The organism is Methanosarcina sp. DH2 (genome assembly GCF_020804225.1).
Taxonomy (GTDB): Archaea; Halobacteriota; Methanosarcinia; order Methanosarcinales; family Methanosarcinaceae; genus Methanosarcina.
The window spans coordinates 330,425-345,746 of sequence record NZ_WJBI01000004.1; the positions used below are offsets into that span (position 1 = coordinate 330,425).

Consider the following 15,322-nt stretch of genomic DNA (forward strand, 5'->3'; position numbering starts at 1 on the left):
TCAAGCCGGCTTGTCGGCTGCATGATGCACGAAAGGGCTTTTGGTGCCGACACCATGGAACTCGGGCATATTGACTACAGCTACAAACCTGTAAAACCTGTGGTCTCAAACGAATGCCAGGCAATGGAAGTCTGCCAGCAGAATATGGTTATCCCGCTCTTCTACGGTGCAATGCCTAACATGGGGCTTTATTATACTCCTGACGGACCTTTCGAAAACCCTGGTGACTTGATGAAGGCTTTCAAAATTCAGGAAGCCTGGGACTCCATGGAACATGCAGCCGAGCACCTTACAAGGGACACTGTCTGGGTTATGCAGAAGCTCTTTGCCTCGGGTGCGGATGGTATTAACTTTGATACAACAGCTGCAGCAGGCGACGCTGATATGTACGGGACCCTGCATGCGGTTGAAGCCCTTAGAAAAGAGTTCCCTGACATGTACATCGAAGTAGGAATGGCAGGAGAAATGGTGCTTGGGATGCACGGGAACCTGCAGTATGACAGCGTGACTCTTGCAGGGCTCTGGCCACACCAGCAGGCTCCACTTGTCGCAAAAGCAGGCGCAAATGTCTTCGGACCTGTATGCAACACAAACACCAGCAAGACTTCTCCATGGAACCTGGCACGGGCAGTAACTTTCATAAAAGAAGCCGTAAAAATCTCAACCCTTCCCTGCCATGTTGACATGGGTATGGGTGTGGGCGGAATTCCGATGCTTGAGACTCCCCCAATCGATGCCGTTACCAGGGCAAGCAAGGCAATGGTCGAGATTGCCGGCGTAGACGGCATATAGGTCGGGGTCGGCGACCCTCTGGGTATGCCGATCTCCCACATAATGGCTTCAGGTATGACCGGAATAAGAGCAGCCGGAGACCTTGTAGCAAGGATGGAATTCTCAAAGAACATGAGGATAAAAGAAGCAAAAGAGTATGTGGCAAAGAAGCTCAGTGTTGACACAATGGATCTCGCTGACGAGCATGTTATGCGTGAACTCCGTGAAGAACTAGACATAGGAGTAATCACCTCAGTCCCGGGTGCAGCCAAAGGTATTGCTGCAAAAATGAACATCGAGAACTTGCTCGATATAAAGATAAACTCCTGTGAACTCTTCAGAAGACAAACAGGAAGATGACCAGGGATCAAAAAGAACTGAAAGAGCAGAGAAAAGGTTGCAAGAGAAGCAGAGAAAAGTGTGAAAAGAAAAGAGAGAATTCAAAGAGGATTCTCGGGAAAATATATATAGAAAAATATTCAAAATAAAATAAGCAGAATAGTATAAAATATGCCATAAAAAAGTCAACCTAAGGGGGAAATATCCAGAAAAAGGGAATGATTACCGAGAAAAAGCAAAAAACTTTTTCGGAAATCAAAAAACGGTTGGCACTTATACGGAGTCTCAGTGAAAACGATAGCAGAGGCGTTAATTGATAATTGGTCTTAAAATAAAAAACGGGAAAACGTATAAGCTCTAGGGAAGTGGGGAGAAAATACTGGATTTTATTTTTTCAGATTTTACTGGCATAACTGCCTGTATAATCAGAGGAAAAAAATAGAAATCTGAAAGCCATTGGCAATTGATTTTGTTTCCATTTCCATGGAAATGATTCCAGTTTCCATGTAAAGAATACCCCTTTCTTCATAGTCTCTGCATCCTGAACTGAAAATAAAACGGTTTTCCCCGAATAAGGTGAGAAGTAAAATAAACCGGAAAAATATTCAGGAAAAGGAGATAGATAATGGCGCAAAATAATGCAGTTTCAGGATTTAGTTCCCTTCAGGGAGTGGAATTGAGCCTTTTCACGCGAGATGAGCTCAAAGCAATCCATTATGCAACCATGGAAGTCCTGATGGACCCCGGTGTTCAGGTCTCTGACCCCGAGGCAAGGCAGATCTTCAAAGAAAATGGCTGTGAAGTAAACGAACAGACCAATGTTGTAAAGATCCCCGAATATCTCGTAAGAAGAGCCCTCCAGCTCGCACCTTCGAGGTTTGTTCTCTGGGGCCGCGACAAGAAGCACAATACTGTCCAGGAATCCGGCGGTAAAGTGCACTGGACCTGTTTCGGTACTGGCGTTAAGATGTGCAAGTACCAGGACGGAAAGTACGTAACCGTTGACTCCGTGGAACAGGACATTGCAGACATCGCAAAGCTCTGCGACTGGGCAGAAAACATCGACTACTTCTCTCTCCCGGTCTCTGCCAGGGATTGGGCCGGAAAGGGCGCGCAGGATGTCCACGAGACCCTTACCCCGCTTTCAAGTACTGCCAAGCATTTTCACCACATCGATCCCGTAGGCGAGCATGTCGAATACTACAGGGACATTGTAAAAGCCTACTATGGCGGCGATGAAGAAGAAGCCCGGAAAAAGCCGATTTTCTCGATGCTGCTCTGCCCGACAAGCCCGCTTGAGCTCAGTGTCAACGCCTGCCAGGTCATCATCAAAGGCGCACGTTTCGGAATGCCTGTAAACGTCCTGAGCATGGCAATGTCAGGTGGGTCCTCACCTGTCTACCTTGCAGGAACCCTTGTGACCCACAATGCAGAAGTCCTTTCCGGAATTGTGCTTGCCCAACTCACAGTTCCCGGAGCCAAAGTCTGGTACGGGAGTTCTACCACGACCTTTGACCTCAAGAAAGGGACTGCTCCTGTAGGATCTCCCGAACTTGGCCTTATTAGTGCTGCAGTTGCCAAACTTGCCCAGTTCTACGGCCTTCCTTCCTATGTGGCAGGCACCTAGGCTGACGCCAAGATCCCGGATGATCAGGCAGGACACGAGAAAACAATGACCTGCCTCCTGCCAGCCCTTTCAGGGGCAAACACGATTTATGGCGCCGGGATGCTTGAGCTTGGAATGACTTTCTCAATGGAACAGCTGGTAATTGACAACGACATCATCAAAATGGTAAAGAAAGCAATGCAGGGAATACCGGTTTCGACTGAAACTCTTGCAGTAGATTCCATCCAGAAGGTAGGGATAGGAAATAATTTCCTTGCCCTCAAACAGACCAGACTGCTTGTGAATTATCCGTCCGATCCCATGATTATTGACAGAAGGATGTATGGGGACTGGGCTGCATCCGGCTCTAAAGATCTTGCAGCCGTGGCGAACGAAAAGGTCACAGACATTCTGAAGCACCATGAGGTTCCGCCAATAGATGCGGATATTCTCAAGGACATGCAGGCGATTGTGGACAGGGCTGACAGGGCCTTTAAGGAGAGTTAAACAGAAAGGGGGGTAAAAAATGGCGAGCAAAGAAGAAATTATTGCAAAAGCAAAAAATTCAATTACCGAGTTTGATGAAGAAATGGCACAGGAAGCTGCAAACGAATCCCTTGCAGCAGGAGTTGACCCTGTGGAAATCATCGAACACGGATACACGGCAGGTATGCAGTACGTGGGAGACCAGTTCGAGCAGGGGACTCTTTTCCTGCCTCATGTGCTTGCAGCTGCAGAAGCGATGAAAGCAGGAATCGAAGTTCTGCAGCCGGAAATGGAAAGGCGCAAATCCAAAACCACAAGGCTCGGAACAGTTGTCATAGGGACAATTGAGGGTGATATCCACTCCATAGGGAAGGATATTGTTGCCTCAATGCTCAATATTGCAGGTTTTGAAGTTGTGGACCTGGGAAGGGATGTGGCTATAAAAACCTTCATTGAAAAGGCAAAGGAACTTAAGCCTGATATAGTTGCCACTTCCGCCCTCATGACCACAACTATGGTCAACCAGATACAGATTGAGGAACAGCTGAAAGAAGCAGGGATGCGCGACCAGGTCAAAACCATGGTAGGGGGTGCACCTGTTACGCAGGACTGGGCTGACAAAATAGGGGCAGATGTCTATGGGGAAAATGCGACCGACGCTGTAAACAAGGTAAAAGCAGCCATTAAACGCTAAAAATAAAGAAAGGCAGGGGAGAGAGGGATACATTAAAACGGATTTTTTAAGAATGGACCTGGCTCCCCTGATTATCCTTCCTGGAAATTAAATAAAAAGGAGGAGTTAACCTGGACCTGAAAGCTTTGAAAGAGCAGGAAAGCAGGAGACGAGTCAGCAAAGGGTATATGTGGGCTCTTTTCTGTGCTGTATTCTGGGGAATCTGGTATCTGCCAGGGACTGTAATATGGGTGCTGAATCCTTTTGATGAAATGTTCGGAGCAATTGCAGAAACAAATGGAGATGGAGTTTCTCTCGTAGTTACTGCAGCTTTGATAACCGCTTTTAATGCACTCACTGTTATGCTTGCACTTATGCTCTGGAACGGAGTGCTGCAAAAATTCGGGGAACTTTCCCGAACACTCAAGGAATTCAATCCCTGCTCCAAATGGTTTTTCCTTGCCTCGATCTTTGGGGGACCAATAGCAATTCTTGGATCTTTTATGGCTATGGGATTTATAGGAGGAGCATTTGCAGCTGTTGCAGCTCTTCTTTATCCGGTTATAGGGTCCGTACTTGCTTATTACTGGTACGGAGAAAAAATCACAAGAAGGGCAGCGATAGGGATTGTTGTCATTATTTTTGGAGGAATAACGATTTTCGGAGGCGGACTGGCTACCGAGCTTGCAGCAGGTGAAGTTCCCTGGATAGGTTATCTGGGCGGTCTTATGGCTGCAGTCGGCTGGGGAATAGAAGGAGCTATCGCAGGCAAAGGGCTTGATATCTCCGAACCGGATGTTGGCCTGACCCTGCGCTTCCTCGGAGAAAATATAATCTGGTGGATAATTATTGTGCCGATTCTGGCAATTGTCGGTTTCCCGATGTATTCTTATGCAATTCAAGCCTTCGAACCGCTTACGCTTCTGGTTCTGATCTTTGCAGGGATCACATTCGGATTCTGTTATGTGTGCTGGTATAAGTCCTTCCCTTTGATAGGAGTTGGAAGGGGCCAGGGAATAGGGAACCTCTATGGTTTTTTTGCAGTTATATTCATTTTCCTGTTCTTCGGGGATATCCCCCAGTGGACAATTCTGGTAGGAGGAACGCTCTGTATCATAGGGAGTTTCGTGATGTTCACGGAAGAAGCTACAGAGATCGAAACTCTGAGAGGTGAGTGAAATGGGCAAGAACCGGCCTATTAAGTTCAGGATCCTGGAGCTGTTCCTTGATGGAAAAGAACACTGGAACTATGAAATAGTTTCAAAGATCCAGAAAGAGTACGATATGAACAGTGCGTACGGCAGGGACAGCATCAATTTTGATATCATTGAGCTGGCTTCAGGAGGGATGCTAAAGGATCTGGAACAGAGAGTCGATGAAGAAGGGATCTATAAAAAAGGATTCCTGCTGCACAAATATGTGATTACGGACTTCGGAAAGGTCCGTGGATCGGATGCCTGCGTAAGATATGTATAAGGAAGAAAGAGGGAGTCCGAGATAGGACACCTGCATAAGGTACGTATAAGTAAGGAGGAAAAATATGGTACAATCTGCAGCTGCAATAGAAGCATACAATGCATACTGGGCTAATTCCTTTATCCCGGCAGCGGACATAATGTGGATGGTTCTTATCCTGATCCTTGCAGTTATTGCTCTCTGGCAGGCAAGAACCTTTGTTTCGCAGTTCTGAAGGATAGGCAGCGAAAATTGGAACCGGCGAAATTTAATTGAAATAAGCGGAATTTGAAACCGGTTACAGGACATACCAGTCCGTATCGTCCACAGAAAGGTCTTCCTTTAAGCCGACTTCCCGTCTGGGAAGCCCAAAAGCGTCAGTAATGGCATCGGAAAAGTCCTGAAGGTACTCTTTAGATGAGAGGCTGTTGTAAATGAAGGATTTATCGGGCTGGATCATCCTCTGAATTGTAGATTCCTTCGGGACGATATCCACTTTTATATCGACCATTTCCAGGGCTTTTTCCATTGCAGTCCGAAAGTCCCCGATACAGTAGGCTATCCTGTGCCTGTAATTTTCCCTTGTCTTTTCAAGATAAGCGGCAATCCTTTCGCTCTCTATCTTTATGAAGTCTCTTTTGATTTTTGTCACATTGCATTTGCCCATCATGAAAGTATAGTTCATAAAAGGGTACTGAGTATCAAGTTCCCTAGGAGCAATCCCGCAGGTTCCGAAAGTCACTATGTGTACATCCTCCGGATTTAAAATCCCGAAAATAATCCGGTCAAATTTTTTATGGGATGGGCTTTCATGGTAAGGTTTTCTCTTGGCGCAGGGAACAAAGATACATACTTCCCTGAAAGGAGCTTCATACTCATTGAGAACCCAGTCATTGGCTTTTATCATATCAGGATGGTAAATTATTCTCTCGGTGTCAAGAGGCTCTTCGGAACGTTCATCTTCAGGGATAATGGGCTTCATAAGACCTCAAAGCTTATTGAGTCAGGAAATTATATATATAATTAACTAACCTGGATCCCTTTAGATTTATTGTTTTTTTAAGAGCTGTCAGAAAAAGTATAGTAAAATGCCAGAACAAAATATTCGGCAGATAAAACGGAACATTTAACATATGTTATCTAATAAAAATAATAGAGTTTGAAAGAGATAAATAAGTTTATAAATATATTCACCAATATTGCTAGCTAAATAACACATAACGGTACTTAACACAATTGGGGAGTATTCTTTTAAAAGCAAATTTGGAAACTGAAGCCAGGTTTTTGATTTCATGAGCAAACTCAATTCACCTTTATACAATGCCTGAAAATGCTGGCCTGCATTCTCAAAGAACTAAAAATAAATTTTAAAACAATAGGGCAAACCGTCCTCAAAATAGTGGTTTTATGGCGAATTCTATTCATGAGATGATCAGAGCAAGCTTCAGATGCGAGGACATGGTAAAATGTGTACTCGGCCTGAAGTCTCTTGACATCGACACATACAAGGCTCTGCTTATGCATGGTCCCCTGACAGCAGAAAAACTAGGAGAGATCCTTAACAGGGAAAGAAGCACTGCATATCGTTCTCTGCAGAACCTTATAGCCTGTGGAATTGTTTACAGAGAAACAAGATCCATCGATAGTGGAGGTTATTATTACGAATATGTAGCCATCGAACCTCAGGAAATGAAACAGATGGTTAAAAAGAACGTTGACGAATGGTATAATCAGATGAACGAACTGATCGAAAAAATGGATGATAAAGTAAACGTCCTTGTCATGCGAATGGACGATGAAGAAAGTTGAATAAAATAAAAATAAAAAGTTAGGGCGAAATATTAGGGCAAATTACTAGGGCAAAATATTAGGGCAAATTACTAGGGCAAATTACTAGGGCAAAATATTAGGGCAAATTGCTAGGGCAAAATATTAGAGTAAAAATACTAAAGCAAGAGAAGAGAAGTAAGAAAATATTGAAGTAAAAATCATAAAAAACAAAATGAGAAAATAAGAGTAGACCGAATAAAAATTCGGCCAAATTTACTGTTTTAATCCGTCTACAAAATCTCCCATTCTTTCAACTGCTTTTCTAAGGTCATCGAGAGAAGCTGCATAAGCGCACCGGAGGAAACCTTCACCTGCTTCACCAAAAACGTCTCCGGGTATTGTAACAACCTTCTTTTCATTCAGGAGACGTTCTGCAAAATCAGAAGATGAAAGGCCCGTGTTTCCAATATAGGGAAAAGCATAAAAAGCGCCTTTAGGGTTGCAGCATTCAAGCCCTATGCTATTAAAGCCTTTTACGATAAAGTGCCTGCGTCGGTCATATTCCCGGACCATACGCTCCATTTCCCCTTTACCATTGCGAAGGGCTTCAATTGCCCCTACCTGAGCAGTTATGGGAGCACAGAGCATGGAGTACTGGTGGATCATCATCATTGAATGAATAATGTCCGGAGCTCCCATGGCAAAACCGAGTCTTAACCCTGTCATCGCATAAGCTTTGGAAAATCCGTTCAGCATGACAGTCCGATCCCTCATGCCTTCAAGAGACGAGAACGGGACGTGACTGCCTCCATAAGTCAAGCATTCATAAACCTCGTCTGAGATCACAAATAAATCGTTCTCGACAACAAGGTCCGCAATGTCCTCCATCCCTTCCTGTTCCATAATTGCGCCTGTAGGGTTATTAGGGAAATTGAGGACAATTGCCTTTGTCTTGCTGGTAATTGCAGGTTTCAGGGCTTCTGCAGTAAGGCTGAAATCATCGTCCCTGTGAGTGGAAACAATAACAGGCTTGCCTCCTGCCAGAATTACTGAAGGGACATATGCCACATAGGAGGGCTGAACCACAATTACCTCATCTCCGGGATTGACCACTGCCCTGATGGCTAAATCAAGACCTTCGCTTACTCCTGTAGTAATCAGGATTTCGGATGCAGGGTTATAGTCCAGACCATAGCGCCTGTAGTAGGTTCTTGTAAGTTCGTCTCTGAGTTCCGGAAGTCCGTAGTTTGAGGTATATGAAGTCTGCCCTTTTTCGAGAGAATGAATACACATCTCACGGATGTGCCAGGGAGTGATGAAATCAGGCTCTCCTACACCAAGGGAGATTATATCCTCAAGTCCGGAAACCAGATCAAAAAAACGGCGTATTCCTGATGGAGGGATACTTTTTACAGCTTCCGCAACGAATTTTGAAGGATCGCATGGAGGTCTCAAGCAAACACCTCTATAAAAAACTGTATGAGTTGGATAGAATGTAAAGCGGGATAAGGGGATCAGGTTTTAAGCATTTAGCATTAAAACGAGACAGGGAGCCTCTTAATTGACTCCGGTTCATGGAGAATTACCCCGTCTTCTTTATAGGTCTTTAGCACGAAATGAGTAGAAGTACTCTGGACCTGATCAAGGGTAGCGATTTTTTCTGCCACAAAAAAAGCCACCTCCTTCATTGACTTCCCTCGAACGGTAAGGGAGATGTCGTAGTTCCCGGACAGAAGCCTGACAGACCTGACTTCCGGGAATTTATAGATCCTTTCTGCAATTGCCTGATAGCCCTGGTTACGCTCAAGAGTGACCTTCAACTCAATTACGGCGTAAACATAGTTTTCCCCAACCAGGTCCCAATCCACTATGGTTTTATAGTGCCGGATAACTCCTGTTTCTTCAAGCTTTGCGATCGTCTGGGAAACTTCTTGTGCAGACATTCCTGTAAGGGCTGCAATTTCTTCCGGACTTGCTCGGGCATCGTTTTCAAGAATTTCCAGTATATGTCGAATCATTTCGTCCATGTTGACCACCGGCACAAAGTTTAGGGAAGTTGGCACAAAACCCCCGGTGAGGGGTCAGGGCTCTCTTCGATTATTCAATTAATACAGCGTTTACAACTCCATCCTGCCCGGGTCTGCTTGTAACTCTGGCAGTGCCCATGGGGGTTCTAATAACGGAACCTTTTGTCAGAATATTACGCCTGACATAGTGCTTGTTGGCAGTATTGTCAATTACGGTTTCAATTGGTGCCGTAACTGTCTTTCCGTCTTTAGGATTGGTCACGTTTGCAACGTTAGACTGGAGAAGCCTTATTTTCCTGTTGCCGCCCATAGTATGAACGTTCTTTCTTTTTACTTCGCTAATGCGGGTATCCGCAGATTCGCGGCCCATTTCAAACTTGCGCTTTCCGCGGGCAGCAATAACTTTTCCGCCTGTAACTTTTCTTCTGGAGGTGCCTTGCCATCTCATTGTTAAAACCTCATTATTGTATTGAAATATAGGTCAAGATTTGTATTTAGTACTATTTTTAGTGCTACTTAAGCTGGTTTTTAATGGGACCTTAAACGGCCCAAATAGTAAATATCCTGTAATCCTGGTGATCCTGATCTCGTGATCCTTTTCAGGGCATAAGCGTACCCGTCAGTAGCTTAATTGCTCTGCTAATATATTAATGTATTAACAGGAATACTTTAATTAGCATATTTGCTATGGACTTAGCAATACGAATAGAATCGTATAAGAACTTTGCGATCATGCCGCCACAAAAACTTTAAGTTCTGGGCAGTGTCTGCATACAGGTAACTGTAGCTGAAAAAATAGCATCCCAAGATTATAAAGTTACCGGAATAAAAAAAGGCGCGAAGAGCCTGCACAGAAAAATATATATGTTGAATTAAATAAAAAAGAAAAGGAGAAAATATTAAGGTACAGGCCAAAAGGGAAATCTCATATTAAATAGTTCATTGGGAACCCTCAGACTGCAGACGACAATGCAGATTACAGGAGAGAAACAATGGTTACTGAAATTTCACTCAATACCATATGCGGACATACAACAAAAATTATTGCTACAAAAGAAGGTAAAAACACCCATATACATATCAAAACCACCTGCGAAAAACTGAGGAAATGGGGCACACATTTTGATATGGGCATGAAAGACCTTATGGGCGGCCCTGAAACTATGCTTGCCCAGAAAATGGCTGAAGCCCCCCTCACTCCCACCTGCCTCGTCCCGGCTGCAGTAATGAATGCATGCTGGCTTGAAAACGGCATGATTTCTAAAAATCTTGCCCGGGGAATGGGGAAAATGGAAATAATTTTTGATAAACTTGAATGAAGATTCCTTAAATTAACCCTCCTTAATTAAATCCTTTTTTCTGTATAAAGCAGAAAATGAGAATAACATAACTCGCCAAAAAATTAGGAGTACTGCGCGAAAGTTCCTTTCAGAATCAAAACTTAACAATATTTATATTGAATATGGTTGTGTATAATTTAGTCAAAACTTAACAAACATAATATATAGTAGATAATACGTATCTATTTCTTTCAACTTGGCTTTATAAATATTATACCCGGAGTGATGAAAATGGACTTAAAAGAAATCAACAACTACGGACAGGAAATGGTTGAATGCCTTAAACTCGAGACTTCTCCAGTTGCAGTAAAACTTGTCCCAAAGGGAGAGGAAATCCCTGAAGGAATCAAAAAAGTGGATGAAGCTATAAGGCACTGCCAGTTTGTTGACCGGGTGAGAAGAACCGGAGAAGAATTTTACACTTTGGGGGAGGACCAGATGTGCAAAGGCGGAGCAGGTGTCATGGGCCTTGGAGCGCTGCCCCCAAAAGTAGCCAGCGGAGAATTCTATTATAAAGGCTTGAAGCAGTTCAGTACCCAGGATGCTGCAAAGCGTACCATTGAAATGGTACCGACCCTTAGCCCTGACTCTACAGAAGCTGTCCTCTATGCACCCCTTGAAAAGACCACATTCATGCCGGATGTCGTACTGGTCATTTGCAACCCGAAGCAAATAATGCTACTCACCCAGGCTTATATGTATAAAACCGGCGGCAGGCTTGAAGTTAGTTTCGCGGGCAAACAGAGCCTCTGTTCCGATGGAGTGGTGCAGGCTAAAGAAGGAAAAATAGGAGTTACAGTAGGTTGCAGCGGCAGCAGGGTTTATACTGAGATAGCAGATGAAGAGATGACTATGGGAATACCTGTAGAGCTTCTTTCTGATGTCGCAGCCGGACTCAAGGAAATCTGTCCTAAGTGAACTACTCCTCCCTGTCCAATCCGGCAAACCGGATCGTCTGAGGGAGGGGCTTCCTTGAGACTACTCAGCCTAAAAACAATATCTGAGCGATCCTCTTCCTTCATCCCCCTCTCTAATGAGAGCGAGTCCAGAGGCTCTACCCTGCGTTCCGCAGGTGAAGAAAAATCAAAGTGGAAGATATGAGTGTGATGATGCTTGAGATGCACAACGGCTTGCGGCTTTCCCCGCCTTGTTCCCGATCCCTTCGGGAGTTGTCACATCCTGTTTGCCCACTTCCTAGCTTGGTTCTCGCTTCAGATTGGGGTGACWATGCAACAAGAACTATATGGTTTCAAGGAAGAAGAAATTTGTCAGATTCAATAAAAACAGAAGGTGTGGAAGTTGACGGCTTTCATCCCCCACCTGCCACTTCCGGTAAACCGGAAGTGTCGAGGAAGGGGACTTCCCGCCTTATAGTTAAATACAGAATTTTCATCTTTACTTAAGATATAAACTCCTCCATGTTCAAGCCCGTTATTGGGTGAAATTGATCAAATATGATATGATAGACATAACCTGTTTATTATATCATATTTGAGAACTATTTTTTCCTCTAACTTCCCTCAATACTGACTTCACAACCGATTATTCTGTGGATCGAACCACTCTGTTTTAGTTCAAAAAATAAACATCACACCTGACCACGCAAGAGGCGGGTGTGAAAAAGAATAAGCTCTTTAAATGCTAGCGCCAAAGGTTTGCGCTTTAGTTAACCAATCTCCCTGTAAAATATCTCCAATTGCTAATACGTTAGTAGCTATTAAGGTGCCCCTGTCTTCCCATTTCATATAATCTGCCGTATGCTTGTAAGTATCTATGGCACCGCTGAAAAATCGTTTTTCATCGCACCCCCCGCACATAATCAAAGCAGATTCCTTTACTCTAAGCGGTTTTATACAGTTGCCCACACAGTAGGCACACAGTCTGTCTATTACAGTCTCTAACTGTGCCGAAATTCCATAAAAGTATAGAGGGGGAAACCAGTACAAGCACATCTGCACTTTTGAGCAGTGGCTCAATTTCTGCCATATCGTCACACTGAACGCAGGCTCCATCGTTTGTCCAGCACGTTTCACAGGCCTTACATCCACTAATATTGAGTTTTGACACTTCAATTTTATTTACTGTATGTCCGATTTCCTGTGCTCCTTTCATAAAGGCATCTGCCAGCATGTCGCTATTTCCGCTCTTTCGTGGACTACCAGTAAGTATCAGTATTTTTTATTCATCGTAGCATTTCCAGGAAATTACTTTTATCTTTTTCAGTATTTTGTATTTTACTCTGCACGGATTGCCAACAACTACTACATTGGCCGGAATATCCTTTGTCACTACACTTCCAGAACCAATTACAGTGTTATCGCCAACGAAAGCATTAAATTCAAAAATCAATTCCTTTGCAGCCTGACGTTCTGCCAGCAGTTCCTCCCCAAAGGCTATATATAGTGTTCCTGCTAGCATTTTCTTTATCTCTCATTTTAAACTCCTGGGATCTTTTTCGACCAGTCGAAGATGACATTCCAAGCTTTCTGATTCATTATAGATGTTTTTAATTATGCAGTATGTAGTATGTTTTTCAGGAATAACTGCAAAATAACGGTAAAAATATCGGCTAACGTCAGAAAACAGCAGAATAAAATGAAAAAATATAGGTTTTACATATAATCAACGAATTTTCCTGTTTTTCCAGAAAATCTCCGATTTCCTGTAATCCCTAGGTGCGACCAAGAGAACTATGGATTATGCAACTCGGGAAACAATGAATTATATACTAACAAAGAAAAGAGAAGGAAAATGACCTCTTACATAGCAGATTCAGCAGTCTTTATAATGGGGAACTGCAGCGTGAATAGTTCACTGCTTATCACTGTCCCTTCAGTTGTGGACGAATTAAAAAGCAAGGACTCCGTGCTCCGTTTTGACCTTGCAAAAGAGGGAGGGCTCAGGGTTGAATGGCCAGAACCGGAAATGGTAAAAGAGGTTCGAGAAAAAGCTGAACAGACCCGGGACTCAGAAGAGCTTTCAAAAACAGACCTGGAAATTCTTGCAAAAGCCCTTGAACACAGGGAGAGAGCAATACTGCTCACAGATGATTATGCAGTCCAGAATGTTGCCGTGCAGCTCGGAATTAAGGTTAAACCAATAGCCCAGAAAAAAATAAGAGATGTTATTATCTGGCAAAAGCAGTGTACAGGCTGTAAAAAAACCTTTGAGAAAGGGGATGAATGCCCTATTTGCGGATCACCCATGAAGAAAATGAGAAAAAAAAGGCTTGAGGGAAAAAGGTCTCATAAAAGCTGAAGAAAAAGATATAACGCTTGATAGTGTAATAATGTCTTTAACTGAGAAAAGATATACTTGAATTATAATTTTTCAGGCAGTAATTCCAGGCAGTATCTGTAAGAAGTGCTGCAAAAATCGGCCGGAAATACCGCCAGACAAAAAATTTCAGGTGGGAATGGAGGCATGAAGAATATAGAAGATCTGATTCAGAAAGCTGTAGAACTGCAGAACAACGGGCTTGTAACCGGCCAGATTGCCGATGAACTTAACGTTTCAAGAGAAACTGTTACATGGCTTTTAACCCGTTCAAAAAAAGACGTTGCAGCCCCCGCTCCAAAAGATATCTCTGTAAACTGGAGCAGCATAGGAAAGAGCGCTACACGGCTTCACTACATCTCGCTTGCACTTTGCGACATGGTGCTTGAGACCCTGGAAAAAACAAATGCTGAGGTGGACGTGGTAGTTGGTGTTGCAGCCAGCGGCATCCCCCTGGCAAGCATGATGGCAAACGAGCTTGGAGCAGACTTTGCCCTCTATCATTCCCGTAAAGGACAGGATGTTGTCCAGCCAGGCCAGAAAGGGACCATTAGCAGAAATTTTGGAAGCGTTGCAGGCAAGAACTGTGTAATTGTGGACGACGTTATCACGACAGGCTCGACAACCATGGAAGTAATTGAGCAGCTGCGGGAAATGGACGCAAAACCCAGAGTCGTAGTTGTTCTCGTGGACAAAAAAGGTGCAGATACAATCGCCAATGTCCCAATCCAGTCCCTGGTAAGAATAGTTCGCGTGGATTGATAGGATAAACGAAGACAAAAAGTGAAAACAATTTACCTGACGGAAAGCTTTTCTAAAATAAGGCTTTCCCAAAAACCTCTTTTTTAAAGATCCAGAATCAATGATCTCTGGGCCGTTAACAGATATAATTGTCATCATTATTCAAACCAGAGTTTAAACCAGTTAAGCCGTATTCTAAGTGATTGTGAAGATTCATAACTCCCGAATCATAACTCCCGAATTCATAACTCCCGGGTCCACAACTTGACACAATCATGGGATAAGACACTGCAGAGATAATGGATGAGAAATACAGTATACAAAGAAAGCCCTCCCACCTGGCACGAGTATTCCTGATTATTCTCAAGCACGGGCTGGATGCAAACTCTGAAAATCTCCGAGAATGACCTGAAGAGAGTTTTTGAGAATACCTGGTACTGGACAACAGCATATCAAGATGAGAACATTGCAGGTGTTGGGCGTTTGCTTTCAGATGGCATCCTGTATGCATTGATTTGTGACATAATATTATTGCCGGACCGCCAGAGAATGGGAATCGGAACGGAGATCTTAACACGGTTAGTTAAAAAATGTCAGGAATCAAATATCAGGAGAGTATGGTTGTTTGCAGCTCCCGAAAAGGCCCGATTCTATGAAAAACAGGGTTTTTTAATCCGTCCAGAAGAGGCGCCGGGAATGCAACTGGGAGAATTTGGACTTACGGAATAAAGTATGACCCTTTTCCTATAGACATGGGGTATGATATGAACGTGATCCGGGATGTGACATAGAGTAACTATTGACTTTCCAATTTATCAATTCTACATCCAACCTCGAA

17 protein-coding genes and 2 pseudogenes are annotated in these 15,322 nt (G+C 43.7%); 13 read left to right on the forward strand and 6 right to left on the reverse strand.

The features are described 5' to 3' along the window. The 6 genes and pseudogenes from mtbB to FXV91_RS08735 form a co-directional block, all read left to right on the forward strand. A pseudogene (gene mtbB, locus FXV91_RS08710) lies at nucleotides 1-1,131 on the forward strand ([dimethylamine--corrinoid protein] Co-methyltransferase); the annotation flags it as partial. A gap of 604 nt (nucleotides 1,132-1,735) precedes the next feature. Further along, a pseudogene (mttB, locus tag FXV91_RS08715) lies at nucleotides 1,736-3,223 on the forward strand ([trimethylamine--corrinoid protein] Co-methyltransferase). 19 nt (nucleotides 3,224-3,242) lie between these two features. Then, nucleotides 3,243-3,896: a B12-binding domain-containing protein gene (locus tag FXV91_RS08720; RefSeq protein ID WP_229390182.1), complete on the forward strand. Its 654-nt coding sequence runs from the start codon at nucleotides 3,243-3,245 to the stop codon at nucleotides 3,894-3,896. A 110-nt stretch (nucleotides 3,897-4,006) separates the two neighbouring features. Beyond that, a complete protein-coding gene (locus FXV91_RS08725) occupies nucleotides 4,007-5,053 on the forward strand; it encodes a DMT family transporter (RefSeq protein ID WP_229390231.1) in 1,047 nt (348 codons plus the stop codon). Between the two features lies 1 nt (nucleotide 5,054). After that, nucleotides 5,055-5,351 carry a hypothetical protein gene (locus FXV91_RS08730; RefSeq protein WP_229390183.1) on the forward strand — a complete coding sequence of 99 codons (297 nt, stop codon included), beginning with the start codon at nucleotides 5,055-5,057 and terminating at the stop codon, nucleotides 5,349-5,351. 64 nt (nucleotides 5,352-5,415) lie between these two features. After that, nucleotides 5,416-5,565: a hypothetical protein gene (locus FXV91_RS08735; RefSeq protein WP_229390184.1), complete on the forward strand. Its 150-nt coding sequence runs from the start codon at nucleotides 5,416-5,418 to the stop codon at nucleotides 5,563-5,565. Between the two features lie 63 nt (nucleotides 5,566-5,628). Here the strand turns inward: FXV91_RS08735 and FXV91_RS08740 are convergent, their stop codons facing one another. Next, nucleotides 5,629-6,312 carry a DUF5591 domain-containing protein gene (locus FXV91_RS08740; RefSeq protein WP_229390185.1) on the reverse strand — a complete coding sequence of 228 codons (684 nt, stop codon included), beginning with the start codon at nucleotides 6,310-6,312 and terminating at the stop codon, nucleotides 5,629-5,631. A 425-nt stretch (nucleotides 6,313-6,737) separates the two neighbouring features. Here FXV91_RS08740 and FXV91_RS08745 point away from each other — a divergent pair, with 425 nt between their 5' ends. Beyond that, nucleotides 6,738-7,139: a helix-turn-helix domain-containing protein gene (locus FXV91_RS08745; protein ID WP_229390186.1), complete on the forward strand. Its 402-nt coding sequence runs from the start codon at nucleotides 6,738-6,740 to the stop codon at nucleotides 7,137-7,139. A 234-nt stretch (nucleotides 7,140-7,373) separates the two neighbouring features. On the opposite strand, the gene FXV91_RS08750 is transcribed toward FXV91_RS08745, so the two are convergent. The 3 genes from FXV91_RS08750 to FXV91_RS08760 form a co-directional block, all read right to left on the reverse strand. Then, the gene (locus FXV91_RS08750; protein WP_229390187.1) at nucleotides 7,374-8,555 is read right to left on the reverse strand and encodes an aminotransferase class I/II-fold pyridoxal phosphate-dependent enzyme; all 1,182 of its coding nucleotides are present in this window, start codon (nucleotides 8,553-8,555) and stop codon (nucleotides 7,374-7,376) included. Nucleotides 8,556-8,635: 80 nt separating this feature from the next. Beyond that, the gene (locus FXV91_RS08755; RefSeq protein ID WP_229390232.1) at nucleotides 8,636-9,127 is read right to left on the reverse strand and encodes an Lrp/AsnC family transcriptional regulator; all 492 of its coding nucleotides are present in this window, start codon (nucleotides 9,125-9,127) and stop codon (nucleotides 8,636-8,638) included. Nucleotides 9,128-9,197: 70 nt separating this feature from the next. After that, on the reverse strand, nucleotides 9,198-9,575 hold the full coding sequence (locus FXV91_RS08760) for a 30S ribosomal protein S8e (protein WP_229390188.1): 378 nt from the start codon (nucleotides 9,573-9,575) through the stop codon (nucleotides 9,198-9,200). 544 nt (nucleotides 9,576-10,119) lie between these two features. Between FXV91_RS08760 and FXV91_RS08765 the strand changes: the two genes are divergently transcribed. From FXV91_RS08765 to FXV91_RS19745, 3 genes are all read left to right on the forward strand, one after another. Further along, a complete protein-coding gene (locus tag FXV91_RS08765; protein ID WP_229390189.1) occupies nucleotides 10,120-10,446 on the forward strand; it encodes a hypothetical protein in 327 nt (108 codons plus the stop codon). 252 nt (nucleotides 10,447-10,698) lie between these two features. Further along, nucleotides 10,699-11,385 carry a DUF169 domain-containing protein gene (locus FXV91_RS08770; protein ID WP_229390190.1) on the forward strand — a complete coding sequence of 229 codons (687 nt, stop codon included), beginning with the start codon at nucleotides 10,699-10,701 and terminating at the stop codon, nucleotides 11,383-11,385. A gap of 54 nt (nucleotides 11,386-11,439) precedes the next feature. Next, a complete protein-coding gene (locus FXV91_RS19745) occupies nucleotides 11,440-11,568 on the forward strand; it encodes a hypothetical protein (RefSeq protein ID WP_255679860.1) in 129 nt (42 codons plus the stop codon). Nucleotides 11,569-12,306: 738 nt separating this feature from the next. On the opposite strand, the gene FXV91_RS08775 is transcribed toward FXV91_RS19745, so the two are convergent. Together FXV91_RS08775 and FXV91_RS20110 are read right to left on the reverse strand one after the other, a co-directional pair. After that, nucleotides 12,307-12,597 carry an NAD(P)H-dependent oxidoreductase gene (locus tag FXV91_RS08775; RefSeq protein ID WP_229390191.1) on the reverse strand — a complete coding sequence of 97 codons (291 nt, stop codon included), beginning with the start codon at nucleotides 12,595-12,597 and terminating at the stop codon, nucleotides 12,307-12,309. A 48-nt stretch (nucleotides 12,598-12,645) separates the two neighbouring features. Further along, nucleotides 12,646-12,885 (reverse strand): maltose acetyltransferase domain-containing protein, encoded by a 240-nt coding sequence (locus tag FXV91_RS20110; protein WP_275948900.1) that lies wholly within the window; start codon nucleotides 12,883-12,885, stop codon nucleotides 12,646-12,648. 333 nt (nucleotides 12,886-13,218) lie between these two features. Here FXV91_RS20110 and FXV91_RS08785 point away from each other — a divergent pair, with 333 nt between their 5' ends. The 3 genes from FXV91_RS08785 (at nucleotide 13,219) to FXV91_RS08795 (ending at nucleotide 15,213) form a co-directional block, all read left to right on the forward strand. Then, nucleotides 13,219-13,725, forward strand: a complete 507-nt coding sequence (locus FXV91_RS08785) for an NOB1 family endonuclease (protein ID WP_229390192.1) — start codon at nucleotides 13,219-13,221, stop codon at nucleotides 13,723-13,725. Nucleotides 13,726-13,890: 165 nt separating this feature from the next. Next, nucleotides 13,891-14,505, forward strand: a complete 615-nt coding sequence (locus tag FXV91_RS08790) for an orotate phosphoribosyltransferase-like protein (protein WP_229390193.1) — start codon at nucleotides 13,891-13,893, stop codon at nucleotides 14,503-14,505. 357 nt (nucleotides 14,506-14,862) lie between these two features. Next, a complete protein-coding gene (locus FXV91_RS08795) occupies nucleotides 14,863-15,213 on the forward strand; it encodes a GNAT family N-acetyltransferase (protein WP_229390194.1) in 351 nt (116 codons plus the stop codon). Nucleotides 15,214-15,322: the final 109 nt, after the last annotated feature.